We start from the raw sequence: 21,939 nt of genomic DNA, 5'->3' as shown, positions 1-21,939 counted from the left end.
GGACAGGCTTTTTCCGGTCATGCTATGCTTACTCCGCCAGCCGGTACATAGTTGGCGAAAGCGAGACGTCGATCGGAGGGGTAGTAGCATGGAGTTGACATTCCTTTCCAAGCAAGGTGAGTTGTCTATTCCGCGTGATGTTCGGGAAGCCTTTCCACAAGGGGGCTTGGTCCGTTTCCATATCGATCAGGAGGGCCGCCTGGTGATTCGGCCGATAACCCATCTCTGTTGCATCACACAAGAGGAAGCAGTTTCAAAGGAGAAAGCTGGATAAAGCCTGCTGGACCGCTTTCTTCCAAATAACCGGATGAAAGGGTGTCGACGAATGGCGATAAAGTTTGGGACGGATGGCTGGCGAGCCATCATGGCCGAAGAGTTCACTTTCGGGAATGTGGAAATCGTCGTACAAGCGATCGCTGATTACGTGAAAGGCGCCGGTATCGCTGACCGTGGCGTCGTCATCGGCTATGACAATCGCTTTCTCTCTGACAAGTTTGCCCTGCTGGCCGCAGAGGTGCTGACCGGCAACGGGATCCCGGTTTTGCTTCCTCCGGCTGCCCTGCCCACACCGGTCACCGCTTTTGCCATCACCCACAACCGCGCCGCCGGAGCGATCATGCTGACGGCCAGTCACAACCCGCCCGAGTACAACGGCATCAAGTTCATCCCCGAGTATGCCGGACCGGCCTTGCCGGACATCACCGACCGGATTGAGGGACGGGTGCGCCAGTTGGCGCTGGCGGAAGGGCGCGAAGAGATTAAAAAGATTCGCCTAGAGCGGGCCAGGGAGCAGGGGCTCGTCCGGGAGATTGCGCCCCAAGCGCCCTATCTGGATCAACTGGCGGCGATCGTGGACCTGAAAGCGATCAGTGCGGCTGGGCTGAAGATCGTCATCGACCCCATGTGGGGAGCCGGCATCGGCTATCTGGAAGCGGTGATGGAGCGCTGTGGCCTCGGCTATGAGGTCATCCATCACACACGGGATCCTCTCTTCGGCGGCAGCCTCCCCGAGCCCTCGGCGGCAGTGCTGACTGAATTGCGGCGCAGGGTGGTCGAATCGGGCGCCCAGCTCGGTCTGGCCTTAGACGGCGACGCCGACCGTTTCGGAGTGATTGACGCCGATGGGAGCTTCATCTCGGCCAATCAGGTGCTCGTGCTGCTCTACCACCACCTCCTGACGCATCGCAGGCTGGCCGGCCCGGTGGCCCGGACGGTCGCGACGACACATATGCTTGATCGCATTGCCGCCCGCCACGGCTTTGCCGTCGAGGAGACTCCCGTCGGTTTCAAGTACATCGGCCAGTCGCTTCGGGAGCGGGAGACCCTGCTCGGCGGCGAGGAATCGGGCGGCCTGTCGGTTCGTGGCCACATGCCCGAAAAAGACGGCGTTCTGGCCTGCGCCTTGATGGCGGAGGTTCGCGCCGTCGCCGGACGCCCATTGACAGAACTGCTCGCAGAAATTGACCGAGAATATGGGCGTCTAGTCTCCCAGCGGCTTGACCTCCATACCCTTCCCGAGGCCAAAGCAGGGATACTGACCCGCCTGAATGAATATGCGCCGGCCGCTTTGGGCGGCGTCGATGTGACCAAACGCTTGACCATCGACGGGGTGAAGTTGCAGTTGGTCGACGGCGCCTACGCCCTGGTGCGCGCCTCCGGCACGGAACCGCTCTTCCGCCTCTACGTAGAAGCTAACAGTGAGGCGCAAATGAAGGGGATTCAGGAACAGGTAAAAAGAGATCTGCAACTGTAAGGTCGTAGAAGGCATCGCCTGTACCCGCCGTGATCGCAGGAAGCGGCCCGCCATCGGCGCTTCTGTTACAAGGAAATAGAGCATTCTGAGAGGAAGGAGTCTGCGTCAGCGGGCTCCTTCCTGCCTTTGGTCAAAAGTGAGGCAGGAGAAAAGGAGGAAACTGTCGAACCCTATCACTTGACAGATCATACCGATAACAGATCATTCGATAGAGGTGGTCGGCCGATGACGGCGCCCCGGCGAACCACTTCTCGATGCCGGTTTGAAAGAAGGATTGGAGGGGCTGCCGTGCCCGAGGCCAACGTTTTAGATAAAATCATCCGACAGACGATAGAATCGATAGAAAGCGCGAAGGAACAGATATTCGCCATCGCCGAGGATGCCCGGACAGAGTGCGGTCGTGTGCAAAAAGACCTGCTGGAAGTGCGGGAGGCGGCGCGCGCCGTCATCGCCCAAGTAGATGTGCTGACCCTGAAGGAGCGGCAGGCGCGTTTGCGCCTCGTGGAAGTGAGCCGGGAACTGGAACGGTACAAGGAAGAAGACATCCGGTTGGCTTATGAACAGGCCCGCGACATCCAGGTGAACCTAGCGGTCATGCGGGAACGGGAAGGCCAACTGCGGGCAAAGCGCGATGAACTGGAGCGACGATTGCGGCACCTGGAAGGGATGGTGCAGCGGGCGGAGCAATTGATGAATCAGGTTGGCGTCGTGCTGGAGTTTATCGGCGGCAACCTGAAGGACCTGCACATGAAGATGGAGGAGGCCCAAGTGCGTCAGCAGGCGGCCTTGCGCATCATCATGGCCCAGGACCGGGAACGCCTCCGCCTGGCCCGGGAGATCCACGACGGCCCGGCGCAGGGGATGAACGGTCTGGTCTTGCAAGTGGAACTCTGTGAACGCCTTTTGCAGTCCGATCCGGACCGGGTGCGCAAGGAATTGCAAGATTTGAAGGGCATGCTCCGTGACAGCTTGAAAGAATTGCGGAAAATCCTCTATGACCTGCGTCCGCACGGCCTTGATGACCAGGGGTTGATGGAAGCGATCCGGCGGTACGCCGCCGACTTTTCCGAACGGACAGGATTGCCTGTGGAAACGCGCTTTTTGGGCAAAGCCCGGCGGCTGGAGCGCGCTTATGAGGTGGCGATTTTCCGCGTAATCCAGGAGGCCTTGCAGAATGTCTGGAAACATGCCGGCGCGAACAAAGCCTATGTTGCTTTCGAGATGGCGCCCCAGGCGGTTTCCGCCATTGTTCGCGATGATGGGGCGGGCTTTGACGCCGTGGCGATGCTGGACCGCCCCGGTGATCGCTTCGGTCTTTGCGGCATGCGGGAACGGGCCGAATTATTGGACGGTGAATGGGAGATCGTCAGCCGCCCCGGTCAGGGAACACAGATCAAGTTTCGGATACCGCTGCAGTCGGAAAATGACGGGGAGTGAGTCCTGATAATGGAGCCGATCCGGGTCATCCTGGCCGATGATCACACGCTGTTGCGCCAGGGTTTGCGCAAGATACTGGAGCTTGATCCCCAATTTCAGGTATTAGATGAAGCAGGCGACGGGCAAGGGGCGATCAATCTGGCGCGGCGCGTAAAGCCCGATGTGATCCTGATGGACATCCATATGCCCGGTGTTGACGGCGTCGAAGCAACGCGCGTCGTAAAGCGGGAACGGCCGCAGACGGGAATCATCATCTTGACGGCCCACGAAGAAGAAGACCAGATCATCACGCTGATTGAAGCCGGCGTCGATGGTTACCTGCTCAAGGATGTAAGCCCAGAAACGCTGTACGGCGCCATTGTTACAGTGGCCCGCGGCGGCTCCGTGCTTAATCCGGCCATCGTGCAAAAAGCGCTGGGAAAGGGGCGTTTCGGTCCCAATGGCGCCGGTCATCCTGCCGATGAACTGACGGAACGGGAAAAAGAGGTGCTCCGATTGATCGCGCAAGGGGCGACCAACGCGACCATTGCTGGCGCGCTCTTTATCAGCGAGAAAACGGTGAAGAACCATATTACGAATATATTTCGCAAGCTCCAGGTAAAGGACCGGACCCAAGCCGCGCTGTATGCGATCAAGCACCGCCTGGTCAAACTGTAGGCTTTTATGCTGCCGAACCTCCCAAAGGCGCCTCCAAGGCAAGATGTCAGCACGCTGGTTTTCGGTGAAAACCTTCCGTCGCTTTTGCGCCGGGAGGTTTTCTTTTTGACGAAAAAAGCAGGAAACCTGATTTTAACAACGAATTGAAATGATTGTAATAAATGGTTTTTCGAGGGGTGCGACCGATGGTCTGCTTGAAGGGGTATGTCTACCTGGCGCGGGGACCAGCGCAGAGTTGGCTTGGTTTTACCCACGATCCTGCCCTTGATTTGACCATATTGGGCACAGAAGGGCTTGAGGCGCTGATTTCCCTCACGCCCAGCCTGCCCATTGGAATCGCCCTCTACATCCTCCAGGAGCTACGGACAGTGACCCGTGACGGCGCCGCTGACGCCTCGCATTCCGTTCCGCTTGCCATCTCCGGTCTATGGCGACGGTTCAGTCGCAGGCTCGGTTGGGGCTTGTTGCCCGCTCCCGAAGCCGAGGGGGTGAAAGAGACGGCGGATCTGGGGAAAAGCGGGGACTCACGCTCCGGTCAGGACCCCTGGGGGCGCTGGTGGCCCTGGAACAGGCACAACAAGGCAACAGCGCCGTCCGTGGCGGGTGATCGGGAACTCACCCGGTTGTCGAGTCAAGCCGTACACCTCCTGAAACGTTTCGGTTATTCCCCGCTGCTCGCTTCGGGCTTTCCCCTCCATGTCTTCCGACCGGCCGGGGAGGCAGGGACAGGCTACCGGTTGGAAGATATCCGTCTTGTGGCCGAATGCCTGGAAGGGCGGCTGTTGTTCACGGCAGAACTGGAAAAAGCGATCATGGAAAGGGAAACAGGAACCGGCAGGAGTTTTCCCATGGGGCAACTCGAGGATGTCCTGCAGATCCTGGCGCTGGCCGGTGTTGTCGAGATCTACCCATCGATCCTTCTGAACGGCCCTGACGATGCCTGTTGCGTCCGCTGCGGCCAAGGCAACCGCATTTCTGCCAGCCGCTGTGTTCGCTGCGGCCGGGAACAATGCTATTACTGTGAGGAATGCCTGCCCATGGGTGAAGCCAGGCTCTGCCGCCCCCTCTACGGACTGTCCGGTGATGAAGGTTGGCAACGACGCTGGGAGCGGGAACTGTTGCCCTGGTTGACCGGCGCCGTGGGCGGCAACGGGTATGTTCAGGAGGCGCAGATTGACTTTTCCCCTGAAGGCAGTCGAGCAAGGGATGCGCGAGGGGGTGAAGCGCCGGCCGGCCCGCAACTGACCTTTCCCTTAAACCGCATGCAAGAAAAGGCCAGCCAGCGTCTCATCGATTGGATGACAACCAGCGACTCCGGCGCCGATCGGCACCCCGGCCGTTCCGCTGCTTCCGGCGGCGCTGACGATGAGCGCCTCTCTGCGCGTAGCGCCCTCGTCTGGGCGGCCTGCGGCGCCGGGAAGACAGAGGTCTCCTTCGCCGCCATCAGCCAGGTGCTGCGGCGGGGAGGGCGGGTACTCTTTGCCGTCCCGCGCAAGGACGTGGTGCTCGAACTAGCCCCGAGAATCCAGCAGGCCTTTCCCGGGAACCGCGTCCTCAGCCTATACGGAGGAAGCCCGGCGAAGTTTGGCGACAGCCGCCTGGTGGTGGCGACCACCCACCAGGCCATCCGTTTTTACCGCGCTTTCGATCTGGTCGTGCTCGACGAGGCCGATGCATTCCCCTATCAGGGAAGCGCCATGCTCTACCACGCCGTCGGTCGAGCACGAAAGCGCAACGGGCGGAGCATCTTCATGACGGCCACGCCGGAAAAGGATATGAAGCAGGCAGTCCAGGAAAAACGGTTGGCCCTGGTGACCATCCCTGCCCGGCATCACGGGTATCCGTTGCCGACGCCGAAGATCGTCCTGGAAAAGGAGTGGCGCTGGGAGCGGGAGCGGATGATCTTTCCTGAAGAACTGTTGCGCTTCCTACACCGCTCTGTCGAGGGAGAGTTCGCCCAGGTCTTTCTCTTCGTACCCTCTGTCTTTTTGGCCCAGCAGGTCGGCGAATCGTTGAAAGCGGCCACCCGTATGCCGCCCTTTAATGATTTTAAGGGGACCTGGGTGGAATACAGCCATTCCCGCGATCCGGAACGGGAGGCAAAGCGGCAACGCTTTAGCCGCCAGTTGTTTCCCCTTTTCGTCACCACCTCGATCATGGAGCGCGGTATTACCGTTCCCCGGGCGAATGTGGTCGTCTTGTTCGCTGAGAACGAGCGGGTCTATGATGAGCGGACGCTGGTGCAGATGGCCGGTCGCGCCGGACGTTCGACGGAACGACCCTATGGGGAGGTCTGGTTCATGGGCACACGGGTCACTGCGGCCATGCAGGAGGCTGTGGACACCATCCATTGGATGAATGAACAGGCCCGGCGGGAGGGTTTCCTGCGCCCTGACGGGCAAGCCCGGGAGGCGAACTGAATGGGCGCATCCTTCAGTATCAGAGACTTGTTATGTCTGGACACGCTTTTTCCGGCTGCGCCCGAATGCCCCCTCTGCCGGCTCACGAGCGGGGGCGCCGGCAGAAGCGGGATCTGCCGGCGCTGCCTGGCAACGATGGAGGGCAGCCGGGCCCGTCTCGCCCGGTGCAACCGTTGCGGAAAGTATGTTCAGGAGGAGGGGCGTTGTGCCGACTGCCGCCTGCGGGAACCCTGCTTTCTGATGGCCTGGAGCATCGGACCCTATGAAGGATTGTTGCGGCAATGCATCCACGACCTGAAGTACCAAGGCTTCCGCGGCGTTGCCCGCCCCTTGGGCCGTTTGATGGCGGAACGGATGTGGGCGCAAATTCCCGGAGGATCATGGCGCAACCCATGGGGGGACTTGCGAGGCGCTGTGTTGACACCGATCCCGTTGCATCCGGAAAAGCTTTACCGGCGAAACTTTAACCAGGCATTCCTACTGGCGGAAGCCGTATCGGAGGCGGCCGGTTTTCCCGTCTTCGACATGCTGGCCCGGCGGGAAGACAGGGCTGCCCAGGCGCATCTGGGCCGACAGGAACGGCTGCGCAACCTGCAGGGACAGTTTTATGTCAAGGAAGAAAGCATTGGAGGACTGAGTTCTACCCCAAGATCGAGCCCTACCCCGAGACCGAGCCCTTTCACGAGGCCGAGTCCCTCCGGGAGGCCGGGGCTTTCTTCCAGGCTGGGTTCGGCGTCGCCGGTGATTATCGTCGATGATGTCTACACCACAGGCGCTACTGTGCAGGAGGCCGCCCAAGCGCTCCGGCAAGCCGGTGTCACGCGGATGTATGTGCTCACTGCTGCTGCCGGCATGGGTCTGTAAGCCTATTTCCGAGAGCCCCCTATTGTCGCTCCTCACTGTTTTCAGATATAATGGAAAAAAGTCGAGAGCGGGTGACACAAATGAACGTGAAGAACTGTCCGCGTTGCAACCGGATCTTCGTCCCCCAAGGCCGTCGGATCTGTCCGGTTTGTATCCGCGAAGATGAGGAAAAGTACGAACGAGTAAGGGCATTCCTCCGCGATCACCCAGGGTCGACGTTGCTTGAAGTCGTCACTGCTACTGAGGTGGATGAGGATACGGTCCTCCAGTTTATCAAAGAGGGACGGATCGAATCGTCCGATCTGCGCGGCCCCAGCCTGCGCTGTGAGCGTTGTGACGCGCCCATCGACAGCGGGAAATTGTGCTCATCATGCCAGGGCGCCCTGACGAAGGAATTGCAGAAGGCAGCCGGCTCACTCAAACCGTCCTCCGCTATCATGGATAGAGATAAGAAAAGCCGGCCAAAGGACAAGATGTTCACCGCCGATATGAAGGATAAACTATAGCGTTGAGAAAACCGGTGTTGCGCCGGTTTTTTGTTCTTTTTATCCTTTGATATTTATCGCCGGTCAGGCGCTAAAGTTTTCACGCCGGGGCAACGATACTAGAAAGTGAGTAACGCTTAGAAGCAACAGGCTTCCGATAGATGGCGGGGGTGGTAGCGATGATCATCTCATCGAACCAGATCCAACATGCGCTCCAGGTCTATGGGGCGAAACGGGTCGACAAGGCAAAGAATGTGCAGGAAGCAGGGACGGCGCAAGGCATGCGCCAGGATTCCCTGAACGTCTCCGATGAGGCCCGCCTCTTGCAGGCGAGCTTGAAAGCGGTGCGGGAAGCGCCGGAGGTGCGGGCCGAACGGATCGCCGCGCTCGGGGAGGCGGTGCGTTCCGGTACCTACCATGTGACGGGGGAACAGATCGCCGAAAAAATGCTGGGTCGCAGTTTGGCTGACCAGACGGACCTGGAATAAGAAAAAGGTGAGGAAGTATGCCTTCGAACCAGCAGGTCCCCTTGGGTGTCGCGGGGATGGACACCCAAGAGGGCCTTTTTGAGCAATTGATACAACTGTTGGAATTGCACCTCCGGTTGCTGAAGGGGCTGAACACGCTGGCCCAGAAGAAAGAACAATCGCTTGTGAAGGCAGACATCGCGGAGATACAAAAGATCACCGACGCCGAGAACACCCTGATCGTGCAGTCGGGACAGGTGGAAAAGCAACGGCAGCGGGTGACCACAGAATTGCGCGACCGCTTGGGCATTCCTGGTGATGGCCGTCTCTCCGACCTGTTTGAGCGGATGCCGCCTCAGGCGCAGGCGTTGCTGGTCCGCCTGCGGGACGAGATCAACGACACGGTCCAGGCGTTGGAACTGCAAAACCGGCGCAACAAGGAATTGATCGAAAAATCGTTGCACTTTTACGATACCTACTACAACATGCTCCGGCGCGCCACCGAGGCGCCGGCGCCCGCTTATGGACCGCAAGGGGACGGCGGCGCTGTCACACGTTCCTTGATCAACCGTAAGATCTAAAAACTTTCGACATCGCAGGCGCCCCTTGCAGGACAGCGCCGCGTTGCCGATTGCGATGGGAGGATCGCCATGCCGTCCACTTTTTTTGGCCTTGAGATTGCCCGTCGGGGCATCATGGCCAACAAGGCCGGCCTAGACGTAACCGGCCATAACGTCGCCAACGTGAATACGGAAGGGTACTCCCGGCAGACGGTCGTGCTCGGCACCACACCGTCGCTGTTTCAACCCTCCATGCAGCGCTCCAGCTATACCGGGCAGATCGGGACCGGTGTGAATGTCGATCAGATCAAGCGCTACCGCGACAGCTTTCTCGATCTCCAATACCGCAACGAAAACCGCGCCCTCGGCTATTGGAGCATTCAATCAGACGTGCTGGAAAAAATCCAGTCGATATTGAGTGAGGAATCGAACACCGGTCTGGCCCAGGTGATGGACCAGTTCTGGGAAGGGTGGGAAGACCTGACGGCCCATCCCGAACAACCGGCGGCGCGCGGCGTCGTCGTCGAGCGCGGTAAAGCCGTTGCGGAGACCTTCGCTCATATCAGCCGCCAGATCCGCCAGTTGGAAACGGATATGAACGACAAACTGCTGTCGACGGTGCAGACGATCAACTCCTATGGCGATCAGATCGCTCGCTTGAACAACCAGATTCAGGCCATTGAGGTCTCCGGCGAAAAGGCCAACGATCTGCGGGACAAGCGGGACCTTCTCCTCGACAAGCTCTCCTCCCTCATCGACATCACCGTTTCCGAGGATAGGTCAGGCATGGTCAGCGTGGGCGCCGGCAATGGCACACTGGTCTCCGGAGGCTCTACCAATAAGCTGGTGGTGGAGGACCGCACCGACGCCAACGGCAAGGGTCTTTATGAACTGAAGTGGAACACGGGCATGGTCGCTTTGCCCAGCAGCGGTGAACTGCGGGGGATCCTGGAGGCACGGGGCGCCCTCGTTCCTGCGGGGTACAGTTCCCTCTTCGGCACGACCAATTTTGACTGGCAGGCCCAGGTCATCGATCCCCTCACCAGTCAACCGGCTCCCAATAAAATGCAGGTTGTCGATGTGACTGCCGAGACGGTCGTCGGCACCTATAAGGTTCATGTCGGAACGGCTGCCGTGAAAAACAGCGCCTCCCTGTCTTTTACGCCGCCCGCAGCCGGCCACAGCGAAACGTACAAAATCACCGGCATTGACGGTTCTGTCTGTCAATTTACGTTCTCCAACGATGGGATCAAAACAGCCGCCGATATGCTGAACGAAGCGATCACCAATTTTAATGCGCTTACCAGTCATTCGGGGTTAACGGCGCAAGCCTCCACACTCGTGCCCGGAAACATCGATCTGACAGCTGTGAAAGCAGGAAACAACACCTTTCGAGTTCAGAAGTTCGATGACGCCCCTGTGCCCAACATGGTGTCTGATCAAACATGTACAGGCGGTTCCAATGTGATCATCACCGACCCGGGCCCCCCTCCGACGAGCACGGTGAAGCTGGACCAGGGCGGCGGTGTGACCAAGCAGGTGGCGATTACAAAAGTAGACGGCAACCAAATCACGTTGGACAACGGCCTTGTTCTGAATGTTACGGCTGGCAGCGGCGAGGACGTACACGTGAATATCTCGAAACGCGAAGGCCAAATCGCCGACATCCGGCGGAAACTGAACAAACTGGCGATGGTCTTCGCTAGCGAGTTAAACAAAAAGCACATGGAAGGCGTTTCACTCGAAGCGATCCAGAACAGCCCGAACAAGATCCTCGAACCAAGCGGCATCCGCTTTTTTGTTGACGCTGTCGCCTATCATGCCAATGCTTCCAACCTCTTTGATCCGGTGGACATGGAACACATGATCGTCAACCCGCTCCTCGACAACTCGGCGAAAGTGGCGGCAGCAAGGCCGGAAAGGGACCAACCGTCGCCGCCGCGGCCCAGCGTCCCCTATGAGGGCAACTCCGACAACTCGCGGGAGATCGCTCAGCTAAAGTACCAGAAGTTCGGCTCCTTCCCGCAGCCGTCAACCTGTGATGATTACTATCGGACCGTGTCGGGCGATCTCGGCGTCTCGGGCCAGCAGGCCGAGCGGATGTACAAGAATCAGACCATGCTGACCGATACGGTGATGGGCCAGCGTGATTCGGTCACCAGCGTCTCCCTTGACGAAGAGATGACGAACATGATCCGTTTTCAGCAGGCCTACAACGCCGCTGCCCGCATGGTCAACGCAGTCGATGAGATGATCGACACGATCATCAACCGGATGGGCATGGTCGGCCGTTAACGGATTGGATAGAATCGAGTGAGTTACCTGTAATGAGATATTGACGCCGAAGGAGGAAACGGCGGTGCGGATCACCCAGTATATGATGAGCAGCGGGTTTATGCGAAACCTGAACAATATCATGGGAGACATGGAAAAATCGCAGTATCAGCTGACATCGGGGAAGAAGAACCGTTTGCCCCAGGATGATCCTGTCGGTTCTGTGCAGACGATGACTTACCGGAGCGCAGTGCTGCAGGTGGAGAAGTACCTCGACAACGCCACGGAAGCCGGGATCTGGCTAGACAACACCGATACGGCGCTGACGGAAGTGACCAACGTCCTTCATCGGGTCCGTACGTTAATGGAGCAAGCTGACACAGACACGGCGACGCCGGAGTCTCGGAAAGCCATTGCCGAGGAAGTGGATCAACTGGCAGACCATGTCAGCAAAATCTCCAACACCACCGTCGGCGGACGCTACATCTTCGGCGGAACCAACACCGGGAATCCGCCGGCTGTATTGAGCGGGGCAAGCTATGTATGGAACGGCAATGACGGTGAAATTGCCCTGGAGATCGACGCGAAGGCTACGGTGACCGTCAACTCGATTGGACAACGCATTTTCGCCGACAGCGGTCCGACCCCGTCGGACCAAGGTGTCCTCAACTTTTTGAAATCGGTGGCCAATACCTTGAAGACAGGGGTGCAGGTCAACCGACTCGGCGATCTGGAGAAGCTGGCCGACAAGGTGCTTGAAGAACAGGCTTCCATCGGCGCCCGCCAGAACCGGATCGAATTCACCGGCAACCGCCTGGAGAGTTTCAAACTGACGATGACCGAAACGCTGGCCAAGGTGGAAGACGCCGATATTGCCCAGGTGATCACCGACTTTAAGACTCAGGAAAGCGTGTTCCGTTCGGCGCTGTCGACAGGGGCGCGCATCCTTCAGCCGAGCCTTGTGGACTTTCTCAAGTAGGTGAGAGGAGGGTGACGGGATGAATGTGCCAAGGATCCAGATCGACCAGCAGTTTACCCGCATTCAGTCCCATACCCAACCGCGTCGTTTTGAACTGACCAATAGCTGGGCCAAATTGGATGCCGAGCATACGAATCCCCGCGTCGAGATCAGCCGCACCCCGCCAAGGGTGCAGATCGACCAGACGGCAGCGCGGGCGAGCGTTGGATTCCGCACCAGCAACGCGCTGGAAGAGGACTTTGCCGCCAAGGCGATGCAGCAGAGCTACGAGTATATCGCTCGCAAGGCTGGAGAAGGCGATCGCATCGGCGCCATCGAAAATAAAAATGACCCCATACCTGACATTGCCTGGGAGAACGCTTTCCCTGGCGCGCCGGATGTCAACATCGCCAGTATGCCCGGCGCCCGACCCCAGTTCCATTATCAGCCGGGGCGACTGCAGACACAGTTTGTCCCTGGCGATGTCCATTTTCGTCTCACGCCCGGGCGGGTGCAGGGAGAATACCAACCCAGCCGGGTGATCACTGAAGTGGTGCAAAAAGGGTATGTGAAAGTGATTCCGCCGCCGCCGAAAGTGTCCCTACAGGCGTAACGAGGGGAACCGGCGTTCAATAGACGACGTATAGAGGCGGATTTGGGAGGCGTTTATGTTGCAGGTTCATTCAAGCCGCTTTGGAACCGTCGAATTTCATCCCGAAGATGTCATCCGCTTTGAGAAGGGGCTGCCGGGATTTGAAAAAGAAAAGCGCTTTATCCTGATCCCCTATGAGGAAAAGGGGCCCTTCTTTTTTCTGCGGAGCCTGGACAACCCCGAACTGGAGTTTTTCACGGGCGATCCCTTCGCCTTTTTCCCTGATTATGAGGTCAAACTGGCATCGGTGGATCAGCAGGAGTTGGCCATCGATCATCCCGAGGAAGCCCTCGCCCTCGTCATATTTACCTTGGCTGACGAGCCCAAGGACATCACTGTTAATTTAAAGGCGCCTCTCGTCATCAACCGGGGTAAAGGCCTGGCCAGACAGGTGATCCTCGACAACGATCATTACTCGACCCGCCACCGACTGGAGGCTTCATAGGGGCAAGCTTGGGGAAGCCTGAGACGGTTTGAGAAACGGGGAGAAGAGATATGCTGGTGCTTACGCGCAAATCCGGGGAAACCTTGCTGATCGGGAACGACGTGGAGGTCGTAGTCCTCGAAGTTCGTGGGGAGCAGGTCAAGATTGGCATCCGGGCGCCCAAAGATGTGCGCATCCTGCGCAAGGAAGTGCTGGAGGCGATTGAAGAAGCCAACCGTTCCGCCGCCATCGCCGGGAACACCGATGCTTTGGCTCGCCTCGTCGGCGGTCTCGCTGTGTCCGGGAAAGCGGAAGGAAAATAACCATAGACATATGCGAAGACAGGATCACCTTCGCGCATTCGAGGGCCGTTACACAACGGTCCTTTTATTTTGTTGCATTCAATTTAATCTAGCCTAAATTTTTAAGGTTAAGCATCTTATTGGCGAAAAAAAGAGAAAGACGTCGCAGTAGGGATATGATCGTCTTATTCCGCCGATGGCCGCCCTTGACCATTCGCAGGCCGATACGATAATAACAATGTAGCCGCTCTGCCGAGCGGAGGCCATGGAAGGCCAAAAAACACTCACGGAGGAATGCAAGATGATCATCAACCACAACATCAGTGCGATGAACGCACAACGGCAACTCGGTGTCACCGACTTTTCCATGAGCAAGTCCCTGGAACGCCTCTCCTCGGGTCTCCGGATCAATCGCGCTGGTGACGATGCCGCCGGTCTGGCCATCTCGGAAAAGATGCGCGGCCAGATCAACGGCCTCAACCAGGCGGTTCGCAACTCCCAGGACGCCATCTCCCTGCTTCAGACGGCGGAAGGCGCGCTGAACGAGACCCATGCCATCCTGCAGCGGATGCGGGAGCTTTCCGTCCAGGCTTCGAACGATACCAACGTCACCGCCGACCGGCAGGCCATCAAAACAGAGATCAATGAGTTGCAGAGCGAACTGAACCGGATCTCCAACACGACCGAGTTCAACACCCAAAAGCTGCTGAGCGGCGGTTTCAACAACAAGACATTCCTCATCGGCGCCAACAGCGGCCAGACGATCTCCATCAGCATCACCGGCGTGTCCTCTGCCAAGCTCAAGGTCGATAGCATCAGCGTCAGCAGCACCACGGGCGCCCAGAGCGCCATCTCCTCGGTCAACGACGCTATCGCCACCGTCTCTACCATGCGTTCCAAACTGGGCGCCTGGCAAAACCGCCTCGAGCACACCATCGCCAACCTGAACGTCGCCGGTGAGAACCTGCAAGCCGCTGAATCCCGGGTCCGTGACGTCGACATGGCGAAAGAGATGTCCAGCTTCACCCGCAGCCAGATCCTCAGCCAAGCGGGCACCTCCATGCTGGCGCAAGCCAACCAGAAACCGCAAGGCGTGCTCTCCCTCCTGCGGTAATCGAAACCCAAGGGAAATAGAACCGCAAGGAAAACGGAACCGTGAGGAAAACAGAACCTGTAACGTAGAAAAAGCCTGCCGGCTCGCCGGCAGGCTTTTTTTGAATATCAAGAAATGAAATATTTAGTAATCGCGAGATTATCGTACATATTCGAACGCAATTTAGTTTAATCAAGAATAATCGCCGAATTTAGCTAAAAACCAAAGTTAAACTCTCTTTCCAGAACAACGATAATAATGACGTAGCTTTCATCATGCTACCAGGCCAAGGAAGGCCGAGTAAAAAATCAGGGAGGAAAATACCATGATTATCAACCACAACATCAGCGCGTTGAACGCGCAACGGCAACTGGGTGTCACCGATTTCTCCATGAACAAGTCGCTGGAGCGGCTCTCCTCGGGTCTGCGCATCAACCGCGCCGGTGATGACGCCGCCGGTCTCGCCATCTCCGAAAAGATGCGCGGCCAGATCAACGGCTTGAACCAGGCTGTTCGGAACGCCCAGGACGCGATCTCCCTCATCCAGACGGCGGAAGGCGCCCTGAACGAAACCCACTCCATCCTGCAGCGGATGCGCGAGCTGGCTGTTCAGGCTTCCAACGACACCAACGTCACCGCTGACCGCAACGCCATCAAGACGGAGATCACCGAACTCCAGAGCGAGTTGAACCGGATCGCCAAGACCACCGAGTTCAACACCCAGAAGCTGCTGAGCGGAAACTTCTCCTCCAAAACGTTCTTGATTGGCGCCAACAGCGGTCAAACCATCCAGATCACCATCACCAACGTGACGGCGAACGCCCTCGGCGTCAGCGGCACCCTGAGTGTCAGCGACACCACGAAGGCGCAGTCGGCCATCTCCTCCATCAACACCGCCATTGCCACCGTTTCGACCATGCGGTCCAAACTGGGCGCCTGGCAAAACCGTTTGGAACACACCATCGCCAACCTGAACGTCGCTGGCGAAAACCTGCAAGCCGCTGAATCTCGGGTCCGCGACGTGGACATGGCGAAGGAAATGTCCAGCTTCACCCGTAGCCAGATCCTCAGCCAGGCCGGCACCTCCATGCTGGCGCAATCCAACCAAAAGCCCCAAGGCGTTCTCTCCCTGCTGCGGTAATCATCAGCGAAAGCCAATCAGAATCGTACGTAAAAAAGGCCTGCCGGCATTGCCCGGCAGGCCTTTTGCAGACAGGATAAAATGAAACATTTAGCGTTTGCGAGATTTTCGCACATACACAAACGTAAACAGGTATAAACGGCCAAAAACGTCGTATTTGCCTTAAATCCAATGTTAAACTCTACTTCCAGAACAACGATAATAAGAACGTAAAGTTCCATCAAAGGCCAAGGATGGCCGAAAGAAAATCAAGGAGGAAAAATACCATGATTATCAACCACAACATCAGCGCGCTGAACGCGCAACGGCAACTGGGCGTTACCGATTTTTCGATGAACAAGTCGCTGGAACGGCTCTCTTCGGGCCTGCGCATCAACCGCGCCGGTGACGACGCCGCCGGTCTCGCCATCTCCGAAAAGATGCGCGGCCAGATCAACGGCTTGAATCAGGCTGTCCGGAACGCGCAGGACGCTATCTCGTTGATCCAGACGGCGGAAGGCGCCCTGAACGAAACGCACGCCATCCTGCAACGGATGCGCGAACTGGCCGTTCAAGCCTCCAACGACACCAACGTCACCGCCGACCGGGCTGCCATCATGACGGAGGTCAAGGAGCTTCAGAGCGAGTTGAACCGGATCGCCAAAACGACCGAGTTCAACACCCAGAAACTGCTGAGCGGTGGTTTCTCCTCTAAGACCTTCCTGATCGGCGCGAACAGCGGCCAGACCATCACGATCAGCATCACCGGCGTCACGGCCAGCAAGCTGAGTGTGTCCGGTTCTAACGTGGCGCTCACCAATACGACCAACGCCCAAACGGCCATCACCAACATCAACACCGCCATCGCCACCGTCTCTACCATGCGTTCCAAACTGGGCGCTTGGCAGAACCGCCTCGAACACACCATCGCCAACCTGAACGTGGCTTCGGAAAACCTGCAAGCTGCCGAATCCCGTGTCCGCGATGTCGACATGGCGAAGGAAATGTCCAGCTTTACCCGGACCCAGATTCTCAGCCAGGCGGGCACATCCATGTTGGCGCAAAGCAACCAGAAGCCTCAAGGTGTACTCTCGCTCTTGCGGTAAAAAATATCTCACGAATAAAAAGGCCGGCCGGTCATTCGGCTGGCCTTTTTCTGTCACAGCTTTCTGTCTGCTGCCTACGGGTTGATATCATGTGAGTTGCATATACGGCGGGTAGGTCACTATATCGCCTTTATGTCGGTTATCAAAGCTGTCTGACGATGCGGCTGGTTTGCGCCGGGAAGGAAGTGGAGCGCGTGGAAATCGGGACGAACACCATCAATGCGGTTCCCCATGTCGCGACTGTGGGGACGAATGTCGCCGGCGTCAATGGAAATCTCCAACTGCCCAAGGGGAATGGAGGAGAGGCGGCGGTTAAATCAGAAGCAGAGAAGACGACGACCCAAACTGGGCAAGAGAAGTCCGGGGGGGGGCTGCGCCAAGAGGACGAACAGAGGTTGGAAAAAAAGGTGAACCACCTCAACGAGATGATGGAACCCTTTAACTCCCATTTGAAGTTTGAAATTCATAAAGAAACCGGAAATATCATGGTTCAGATCATCGACAATCGCAACGATAAAGTAATTAAGGAGATTCCGCCGAAAAAGCTGCTTGACCTAGCGGCGGCCATTCAAGACGTGGTCGGGCTCTTTGTCGATAAGCGGGTGTAGCTGAACAGCCAGGTTTGGGAGGGGAATACCATGAGCGACATGCAGATCAGCGGCTTGATTTCCGGCATGGATACGAAGAGCATCGTCGACAAGCTGATGGCCGTCGAATCGCGACCGCTCGTCCAGATGCAGACCCAGAAAAAGCTCTTGCAGTTCCGCAAAGACGCTTTTCTGGAATTTAAGATCAAGATGAATTCGTTGCGCGATAAGGCCGAGGCGCTTTATCGAAACACCGGCTTTTCAGCCACTACGGCTACATCGAGCGACACGAGCGTAGCCTCTGTCAAAACAGGGACGAACACTGTGGCGGGCACCTACAAGGTGGAGGTCACCTCGCTGGCGAAAAACGCCCGGATTTCCGGAAAAGAAAATCTGCTGGCGAACCTCGCCGCCGAGTACACCTCTCTGACGGGATCGAAGAACATCAGCGCTGACTCGGCCACAAAGTTCTCCGACTTTACAGCGCCGCACGATTTAGCTGCTGTCCAGAGCGGACAGTTCACCATCAACGGCGTCACCATCACTGTTGTCAAGGGCGCCGATACAGTCAACTCGGTCTTGAACAAGATCAACGATTCCAACGCAGGTGTGACAGCCAGCATCGATTCAGCCGGGAAACTCGTCCTGACCCAGAAGACGGCCGGCAAATCGCCCACCGTCACCCTGGGCAGCGATTCGAGCGGTTTCCTGACGGCCACCGGACTGAGCAGCGGCACGGCTAAGACCGGCAAGGACTCGCCGGAACTGCGGACGCTAGCTGACATCAACGCCGACACAAACTATACGGGAACAGACTTTACGGAAGGCTTCTTCAAGGTCAACGGCTACACCATCAGTTACAGCACATCGGACACCATCCAGTCGATCCTGAACAAGATCAACAACGGCGCCACCGGTGTGACGGCTTTTTATGACCGGAACAAGGGCCAGATCAGCTTCACCTCCAAGGAAACAGGCCTCAGCCAGGACATCGTCCTCGATGAGCCGGTCGGCGGCAGCGCCCACGGCAATTTCCTCCACGTCATGCTTGGCGCGAACGCCACCAAGAACATGAGCGATCCCACCTTTAACTGGACGACCGACGTGACGGGCGGTGCGGGGAAGGCTCCCGGTGCCGACGCGACCGTTAAGATCAACGAAGTCGAGATCAAAAGCGCCAAGAACACCATGTCCTTCAACGGGATGGATATCTCCCTGCTCAAAGAAGGCGCCACGACGACCATCACCGTCACCCCCGACCTCGACAAGGTCACCCAAAATATCCGGGATTTCGTCGATAAATATAATGAGACCGTCGATTACCTCTACAACAAGCTCGGCGAGAAAAAAGTGATCAAGCCCACAACCGATGACGAATTGAAGTCGGGGATCCTCAAGTCGCAGAGCATCGTCCGGGACGCCTATGATCAACTGCGCCGGTTGACATCAGGCAACGTCATCGGTTTGCCTGACGAAATGAACAGTCTCTCGGACATCGGCATCGCCGGCAAGAAGTATTCTGACGAGGGCGGCAAGAGCGGTCAACTGACGATCGACGAAGAGAAGCTGAAAACAGCCTTGCGCACCAATTTCGACGGCGTCATGGCCCTCTTTCAAAACAAGGAAGTCCAGGTAGCCGATTATCAACTCACGACCACGGCAGGGACGCTGGAGTATCAACTGCCGAAGAAGAGTCTCATCTACGGCTCGTTGCCGACGAAACTGGTGTCCGGGCAAGAATTTAACTTCGTCGACGGCGCGCCGGGCGCGAACCAGTTTTCCGTTGATTGGAACAACGGCATCATCAAATTCGGGTCTGACCCCGGCGCCGTGACTTTCTCCAATCTGTATTTCAGCTACAACCCGAAGACAGAGTATACGGGCGGTGTGGCGACGCGGCTGCGATTCTTTACGACAGATACGACCAAGACCGGCGGTTCTCTGGAAGCGATTAGCGGCAGCAGCGGGAGCATCACCAAAGAGATGAAGGTCATCGACGATAACATGGAGGACTTTCAGCGACGACTGGAACAAAAGCGCAAGACCTATGAACAGCGGTTTACCGCCATGGAAACAGCTTTGTCCAAGCTGAAGTCCCAATCCTCCGCTTTTAGCGCCTTGCTCGGGTAAAAATCAGTCCATAGGAGTGGATAGCGACATGTTGACTGGCACTCCGCACCAGCAAAATGCTGCCCTGAACCAGTACAGGAACACAGCAGTCCAGACGGCGGCCCCTGAAAAGCTCTTGCTCATGCTGTACGACGGGGCCATTCGTTTTCTGCAGCAGGCCATCAAGGCCATCGAGAGCAAAAAACCGAATGAGGCCCACCAGAATATCGTAAAAGCGCAGAACATCATCGTGGAATTGACGGTCACATTGAACATGGACTACCCCATCTCCCACAACCTCAAGAGCCTCTACGATTTCTTCTTTCAGCACCTCGTCCAGGCGAACATTAAAAAGGATGCGAAGATGATTGAGGACATAGTGGAACTGCTCTCCGACCTGCGGAAAACCTGGGAGGAGGCGGCGCGTATCGCCAAGTCCCAGTCCCATTCCGGGGGGGCTGCCGGTGTCTAAGGCATTGCTGTCCCATGCGGCTCGGGAGATGTGCGACCTCGCCGAGGTGTTGGAGAAGGTGAGCGAGGAGATGGCAGCGCGAGTCGTCGATCCGAGCTTTGAGGATATGGAGTGGCTTCAGGAACGCTTGGAACAACGGGAACAATTGTTAGCCCAACTCAAAGACCTGAAGCGGTTGAGGGTCAAAGTGAACGCTGATTGCGCTTCGCCGGTGGTTCTGTCGCAACGGGAGCGACCGGCGCCTCCCCAAGCCGCTGACGATGTTTCGCCAGCCGAGGATCTGGAGGCGCTCTTCGCCCAGCGCATACGGCGGGTGTCTCAATTGGATGGGGTCATCATGCAGCATCTTTTCCAGCTGAAAGGGCGCTGGTCCAGCGAATACCGCAGAATGATGAATCCGCAAAACACGAATCAGTACAGTCAGGTATCCGATGAAGGTCCCAAACTATATGATCATCAAGGTTAGGGGGCGCCATAGACATTGAATGAGCTATACCGGGAGATTACCGAATCTGGGATAGAATACATCCCCCGGCTGATCGAAGGCCTTCGACAGGCAGCCGCCTACTTTCGCCAGGGGAATGACACACGCGGCATTGAGGCGTTCTCCAAAGCTTTTGATGGCTTGGAATGGGTAGCTGCAGTCATCGAGGGGTTGCCCAAGCTTCAACCGGTCTCCCCGGAGGGGGAGGAGACCTTTCAGCGCATTTCCCAGACCTTGTCCCAATTGGAAGAGGCATGGGCTTTTCAAGATTTTGTCTCCATTGCTGATTTGACAGAGTATGAACTGGTGGAGAGCCTGGAAAGCCTTCACGCATGGTTCTGTCAAGGCGCTGTTGGGGAAGTTGCCCATGCAAAACCGTAAAAACATCGTGAGCGCCAAGAGCACCAAGATGGTTCTTGATGAGTTGCAGCCGATTCAGGGGCGGTTGGGATTTTGGACGCTATTGAACTGCCGCACCGGCCGGTACCTCCATAGCCGGGTCAATCCGGAGGCGGAGGCGGAACAATGGGTTGCGGCGCAGGGGGAAGGTGACGGAAAAAAACCTCGCCGTATCGCTATCTACGGTTTCGGATTGGGTTACCACGTGGCGGCGGCGGCACGCTTTTGTCCCGGCGTCGCCATTTCCGTTTTTGATTTGGATTATCGACCCTTTGATCTATCGATGCAGTTGAATTTGCTGTTGCCGTCGAGCGTCTCTGTATATACGGGCGAAAGGGCCGAAGCAGCCTTGCTTCAATGGCTTGACAAATACACCGAGGCGGACGCCTTTTGGGTTCACCGGCCTTCATTGGACCTTTTGCAAGACCGGCATGTTCGAGTCAGACAGATTCTCGAGGGGCTACTGTCGCTCCGCCAGTCCTATCAGCGCTTCGGCGCCCAGATGTGGGAAAACTGGCTGCAAAATGAGCCCTATCGCAATGGCGACCTGGCGCTGTCAGATTATCTCACCCGCGTTGGGAATCCAACGGCCGTGGTTGTCCTCGGAACGGGCCCCTCGCTTGATCCCGCCATCCCTTACATCAATCGCTGGCGGGAAAAGGCGCTCGTGCTCGCTGCCGGTTCCGCCCTGAAGCCACTGATCCGTCACGGAAAGCGCAGTGACGCCGTCGTCATCAGCGACCCTCAGCATTATGTGCTTCAGCAGGTTGATGTGGGCGATCAACCATCGCTCCCTCCCTTGTTATACCTGCCGACGGTTCACCCGGCTGTTCTCCAGGCCTATGGCGGGGAGCGGTTCGTCGTCGCCCAGGACGGGATGGACTATGTGGCTGACTGGGCGAAAAGCCGGGGAGAAGTCCCTGTGCTGACAGGCGGATCTGTCCTCACCTTGGCATTAGGCGTCGCTTTGCGGACGAAGGCGAGAAAAGTCCTCTTTGCCGGCGCTGATTTCGCTTATACCCATGGGCGCAGGCATGCCGCCCATTCCCACAACTATGATTGGGATGCCACGATCCCGATCGGTGAAAGCCGCACTGTAGAGGCAAACGACGGCGGCTTTGCCGTCACCACCCAGGCCCTTGACACATTTCGTCTTTTTGTTGAAGGCGCCATCCGGCGGAACCCCGAGGTGACCTTTTTTAATACAGGCACAGGAGCGAAAATCGAGGGGGCCAAATGGCTGCCCTTCGACCAGGTAGAAAATGAGCTATCGGCTTGAAAGAATGGGGGGCGCCACAGAGGCCCCTTTTGACATA

General features: G+C 57.5%; 23 protein-coding genes. All 23 read left to right on the top strand.

Features of this window, described 5'->3' with window-relative positions; translation table 11 throughout:
* Nucleotides 1-88 precede the first annotated feature (88 nt).
* Nucleotides 89-274: a hypothetical protein gene (locus GTO91_RS07170; RefSeq protein ID WP_161257012.1), complete on the top strand. Its 186-nt coding sequence runs from the start codon at nucleotides 89-91 to the stop codon at nucleotides 272-274.
* Between the two features lie 51 nt (nucleotides 275-325).
* Nucleotides 326-1,753, top strand: a complete 1,428-nt coding sequence (locus tag GTO91_RS07165; RefSeq protein WP_161257009.1) for a phosphoglucomutase/phosphomannomutase family protein — start codon at nucleotides 326-328, stop codon at nucleotides 1,751-1,753.
* Nucleotides 1,754-2,041: 288 nt separating this feature from the next.
* Complete coding sequence (locus GTO91_RS07160; protein WP_328793744.1) at nucleotides 2,042-3,190, top strand: sensor histidine kinase; 1,149 nt, start codon at nucleotides 2,042-2,044, stop codon at nucleotides 3,188-3,190.
* Nucleotides 3,191-3,199: 9 nt separating this feature from the next.
* On the top strand, nucleotides 3,200-3,847 hold the full coding sequence (locus tag GTO91_RS07155; protein WP_161257005.1) for a response regulator: 648 nt from the start codon (nucleotides 3,200-3,202) through the stop codon (nucleotides 3,845-3,847).
* 185 nt (nucleotides 3,848-4,032) lie between these two features.
* Nucleotides 4,033-6,267, top strand: a complete 2,235-nt coding sequence (locus GTO91_RS07150; protein ID WP_161257002.1) for a DEAD/DEAH box helicase — start codon at nucleotides 4,033-4,035, stop codon at nucleotides 6,265-6,267.
* Nucleotides 6,268-7,131 carry a ComF family protein gene (locus GTO91_RS07145; protein WP_161256999.1) on the top strand — a complete coding sequence of 288 codons (864 nt, stop codon included), beginning with the start codon at nucleotides 6,268-6,270 and terminating at the stop codon, nucleotides 7,129-7,131.
* A gap of 80 nt (nucleotides 7,132-7,211) precedes the next feature.
* Nucleotides 7,212-7,637, top strand: a complete 426-nt coding sequence (locus GTO91_RS07140) for a TIGR03826 family flagellar region protein (protein ID WP_161256996.1) — start codon at nucleotides 7,212-7,214, stop codon at nucleotides 7,635-7,637.
* A 158-nt stretch (nucleotides 7,638-7,795) separates the two neighbouring features.
* Nucleotides 7,796-8,104, top strand: coding sequence for a flagellar biosynthesis anti-sigma factor FlgM (gene flgM / locus GTO91_RS07135; protein WP_161256993.1), 309 nt, complete (start codon nucleotides 7,796-7,798; stop codon nucleotides 8,102-8,104).
* Nucleotides 8,105-8,121: 17 nt separating this feature from the next.
* Entirely contained in the window at nucleotides 8,122-8,664 is a 543-nt protein-coding gene (locus GTO91_RS07130; RefSeq protein ID WP_161256990.1) for a flagellar protein FlgN, read from the top strand.
* A 69-nt stretch (nucleotides 8,665-8,733) separates the two neighbouring features.
* On the top strand, nucleotides 8,734-10,938 hold the full coding sequence (flgK, locus tag GTO91_RS17740) for a flagellar hook-associated protein FlgK (RefSeq protein ID WP_170294139.1): 2,205 nt from the start codon (nucleotides 8,734-8,736) through the stop codon (nucleotides 10,936-10,938).
* Between the two features lie 64 nt (nucleotides 10,939-11,002).
* Nucleotides 11,003-11,896 (top strand): flagellar hook-associated protein FlgL, encoded by an 894-nt coding sequence (flgL, locus tag GTO91_RS07120; RefSeq protein ID WP_161256987.1) that lies wholly within the window; start codon nucleotides 11,003-11,005, stop codon nucleotides 11,894-11,896.
* A 19-nt stretch (nucleotides 11,897-11,915) separates the two neighbouring features.
* Nucleotides 11,916-12,488: a DUF6470 family protein gene (locus GTO91_RS07115; protein WP_161256985.1), complete on the top strand. Its 573-nt coding sequence runs from the start codon at nucleotides 11,916-11,918 to the stop codon at nucleotides 12,486-12,488.
* A gap of 58 nt (nucleotides 12,489-12,546) precedes the next feature.
* Complete coding sequence (gene fliW, locus GTO91_RS07110) at nucleotides 12,547-12,972, top strand: flagellar assembly protein FliW (RefSeq protein WP_161256982.1); 426 nt, start codon at nucleotides 12,547-12,549, stop codon at nucleotides 12,970-12,972.
* 50 nt (nucleotides 12,973-13,022) lie between these two features.
* Nucleotides 13,023-13,274 carry a carbon storage regulator CsrA gene (csrA, locus tag GTO91_RS07105; protein ID WP_161256979.1) on the top strand — a complete coding sequence of 84 codons (252 nt, stop codon included), beginning with the start codon at nucleotides 13,023-13,025 and terminating at the stop codon, nucleotides 13,272-13,274.
* A gap of 280 nt (nucleotides 13,275-13,554) precedes the next feature.
* A complete protein-coding gene (locus tag GTO91_RS07100; RefSeq protein WP_161257213.1) occupies nucleotides 13,555-14,367 on the top strand; it encodes a flagellin N-terminal helical domain-containing protein in 813 nt (270 codons plus the stop codon).
* Between the two features lie 304 nt (nucleotides 14,368-14,671).
* Entirely contained in the window at nucleotides 14,672-15,487 is an 816-nt protein-coding gene (locus GTO91_RS07095) for a flagellin N-terminal helical domain-containing protein (protein WP_161256976.1), read from the top strand.
* 266 nt (nucleotides 15,488-15,753) lie between these two features.
* A complete protein-coding gene (locus GTO91_RS07090) occupies nucleotides 15,754-16,572 on the top strand; it encodes a flagellin N-terminal helical domain-containing protein (RefSeq protein WP_161256972.1) in 819 nt (272 codons plus the stop codon).
* A gap of 194 nt (nucleotides 16,573-16,766) precedes the next feature.
* Complete coding sequence (locus GTO91_RS07085) at nucleotides 16,767-17,180, top strand: flagellar protein FlaG (RefSeq protein ID WP_161256968.1); 414 nt, start codon at nucleotides 16,767-16,769, stop codon at nucleotides 17,178-17,180.
* A gap of 30 nt (nucleotides 17,181-17,210) precedes the next feature.
* Nucleotides 17,211-19,289: a flagellar filament capping protein FliD gene (gene fliD, locus GTO91_RS07080; protein WP_161256965.1), complete on the top strand. Its 2,079-nt coding sequence runs from the start codon at nucleotides 17,211-17,213 to the stop codon at nucleotides 19,287-19,289.
* A 28-nt stretch (nucleotides 19,290-19,317) separates the two neighbouring features.
* Complete coding sequence (fliS, locus tag GTO91_RS07075; protein WP_161256962.1) at nucleotides 19,318-19,740, top strand: flagellar export chaperone FliS; 423 nt, start codon at nucleotides 19,318-19,320, stop codon at nucleotides 19,738-19,740.
* On the top strand, nucleotides 19,733-20,206 hold the full coding sequence (locus tag GTO91_RS07070; protein WP_161256959.1) for a hypothetical protein: 474 nt from the start codon (nucleotides 19,733-19,735) through the stop codon (nucleotides 20,204-20,206). Before fliS ends, GTO91_RS07070 begins: the two co-directional genes overlap by 8 nt.
* Nucleotides 20,207-20,221: 15 nt before the next feature.
* A complete protein-coding gene (locus GTO91_RS07065) occupies nucleotides 20,222-20,605 on the top strand; it encodes a hypothetical protein (RefSeq protein WP_161256956.1) in 384 nt (127 codons plus the stop codon).
* Nucleotides 20,592-21,902, top strand: a complete 1,311-nt coding sequence (locus GTO91_RS07060; protein ID WP_161256953.1) for a motility associated factor glycosyltransferase family protein — start codon at nucleotides 20,592-20,594, stop codon at nucleotides 21,900-21,902. The genes GTO91_RS07065 and GTO91_RS07060 overlap by 14 nt, the downstream gene beginning before the upstream one ends.
* Nucleotides 21,903-21,939 lie beyond the last annotated feature (37 nt).

This window comes from Heliomicrobium undosum (genome assembly GCF_009877425.1).
In the GTDB taxonomy this organism is placed as follows: domain Bacteria; phylum Bacillota; class Desulfitobacteriia; order Heliobacteriales; family Heliobacteriaceae; genus Heliomicrobium; species Heliomicrobium undosum.
The sequence above is the reverse complement of the archived record's forward strand: the minus strand, read 5'-3'. Positions and strand labels throughout refer to the sequence as shown.

Bases quoted from the DNA above. Each gene is read 5' to 3' on its own strand.
- GTO91_RS07145 (WP_161256999.1), top strand. From the start codon at position 6,268: ATGGGCGCATCCTTCAGTATCAGAGACTTGTTATGTCTGGACACGCTT.
- flgM (WP_161256993.1), top strand. From the start codon at position 7,796: ATGATCATCTCATCGAACCAGATCCAACATGCGCTCCAGGTCTATGGG.
- csrA (WP_161256979.1), top strand. From the start codon at position 13,023: ATGCTGGTGCTTACGCGCAAATCCGGGGAAACCTTGCTGATCGGGAAC.
- GTO91_RS07170 (WP_161257012.1), top strand. From the start codon at position 89: ATGGAGTTGACATTCCTTTCCAAGCAAGGTGAGTTGTCTATTCCGCGT.
- GTO91_RS07100 (WP_161257213.1), top strand. From the start codon at position 13,555: ATGATCATCAACCACAACATCAGTGCGATGAACGCACAACGGCAACTC.
- GTO91_RS07095 (WP_161256976.1), top strand. From the start codon at position 14,672: ATGATTATCAACCACAACATCAGCGCGTTGAACGCGCAACGGCAACTG.
- fliD (WP_161256965.1), top strand. From the start codon at position 17,211: ATGAGCGACATGCAGATCAGCGGCTTGATTTCCGGCATGGATACGAAG.
- GTO91_RS07130 (WP_161256990.1), top strand. From the start codon at position 8,122: ATGCCTTCGAACCAGCAGGTCCCCTTGGGTGTCGCGGGGATGGACACC.
- GTO91_RS07140 (WP_161256996.1), top strand. From the start codon at position 7,212: ATGAACGTGAAGAACTGTCCGCGTTGCAACCGGATCTTCGTCCCCCAA.
- GTO91_RS07155 (WP_161257005.1), top strand. From the start codon at position 3,200: ATGGAGCCGATCCGGGTCATCCTGGCCGATGATCACACGCTGTTGCGC.
- GTO91_RS07150 (WP_161257002.1), top strand. From the start codon at position 4,033: ATGGTCTGCTTGAAGGGGTATGTCTACCTGGCGCGGGGACCAGCGCAG.
- GTO91_RS07165 (WP_161257009.1), top strand. From the start codon at position 326: ATGGCGATAAAGTTTGGGACGGATGGCTGGCGAGCCATCATGGCCGAA.
- fliS (WP_161256962.1), top strand. From the start codon at position 19,318: ATGTTGACTGGCACTCCGCACCAGCAAAATGCTGCCCTGAACCAGTAC.
- GTO91_RS07090 (WP_161256972.1), top strand. From the start codon at position 15,754: ATGATTATCAACCACAACATCAGCGCGCTGAACGCGCAACGGCAACTG.
- GTO91_RS07060 (WP_161256953.1), top strand. From the start codon at position 20,592: ATGCAAAACCGTAAAAACATCGTGAGCGCCAAGAGCACCAAGATGGTT.
- flgK (WP_170294139.1), top strand. From the start codon at position 8,734: ATGCCGTCCACTTTTTTTGGCCTTGAGATTGCCCGTCGGGGCATCATG.
- GTO91_RS07115 (WP_161256985.1), top strand. From the start codon at position 11,916: ATGAATGTGCCAAGGATCCAGATCGACCAGCAGTTTACCCGCATTCAG.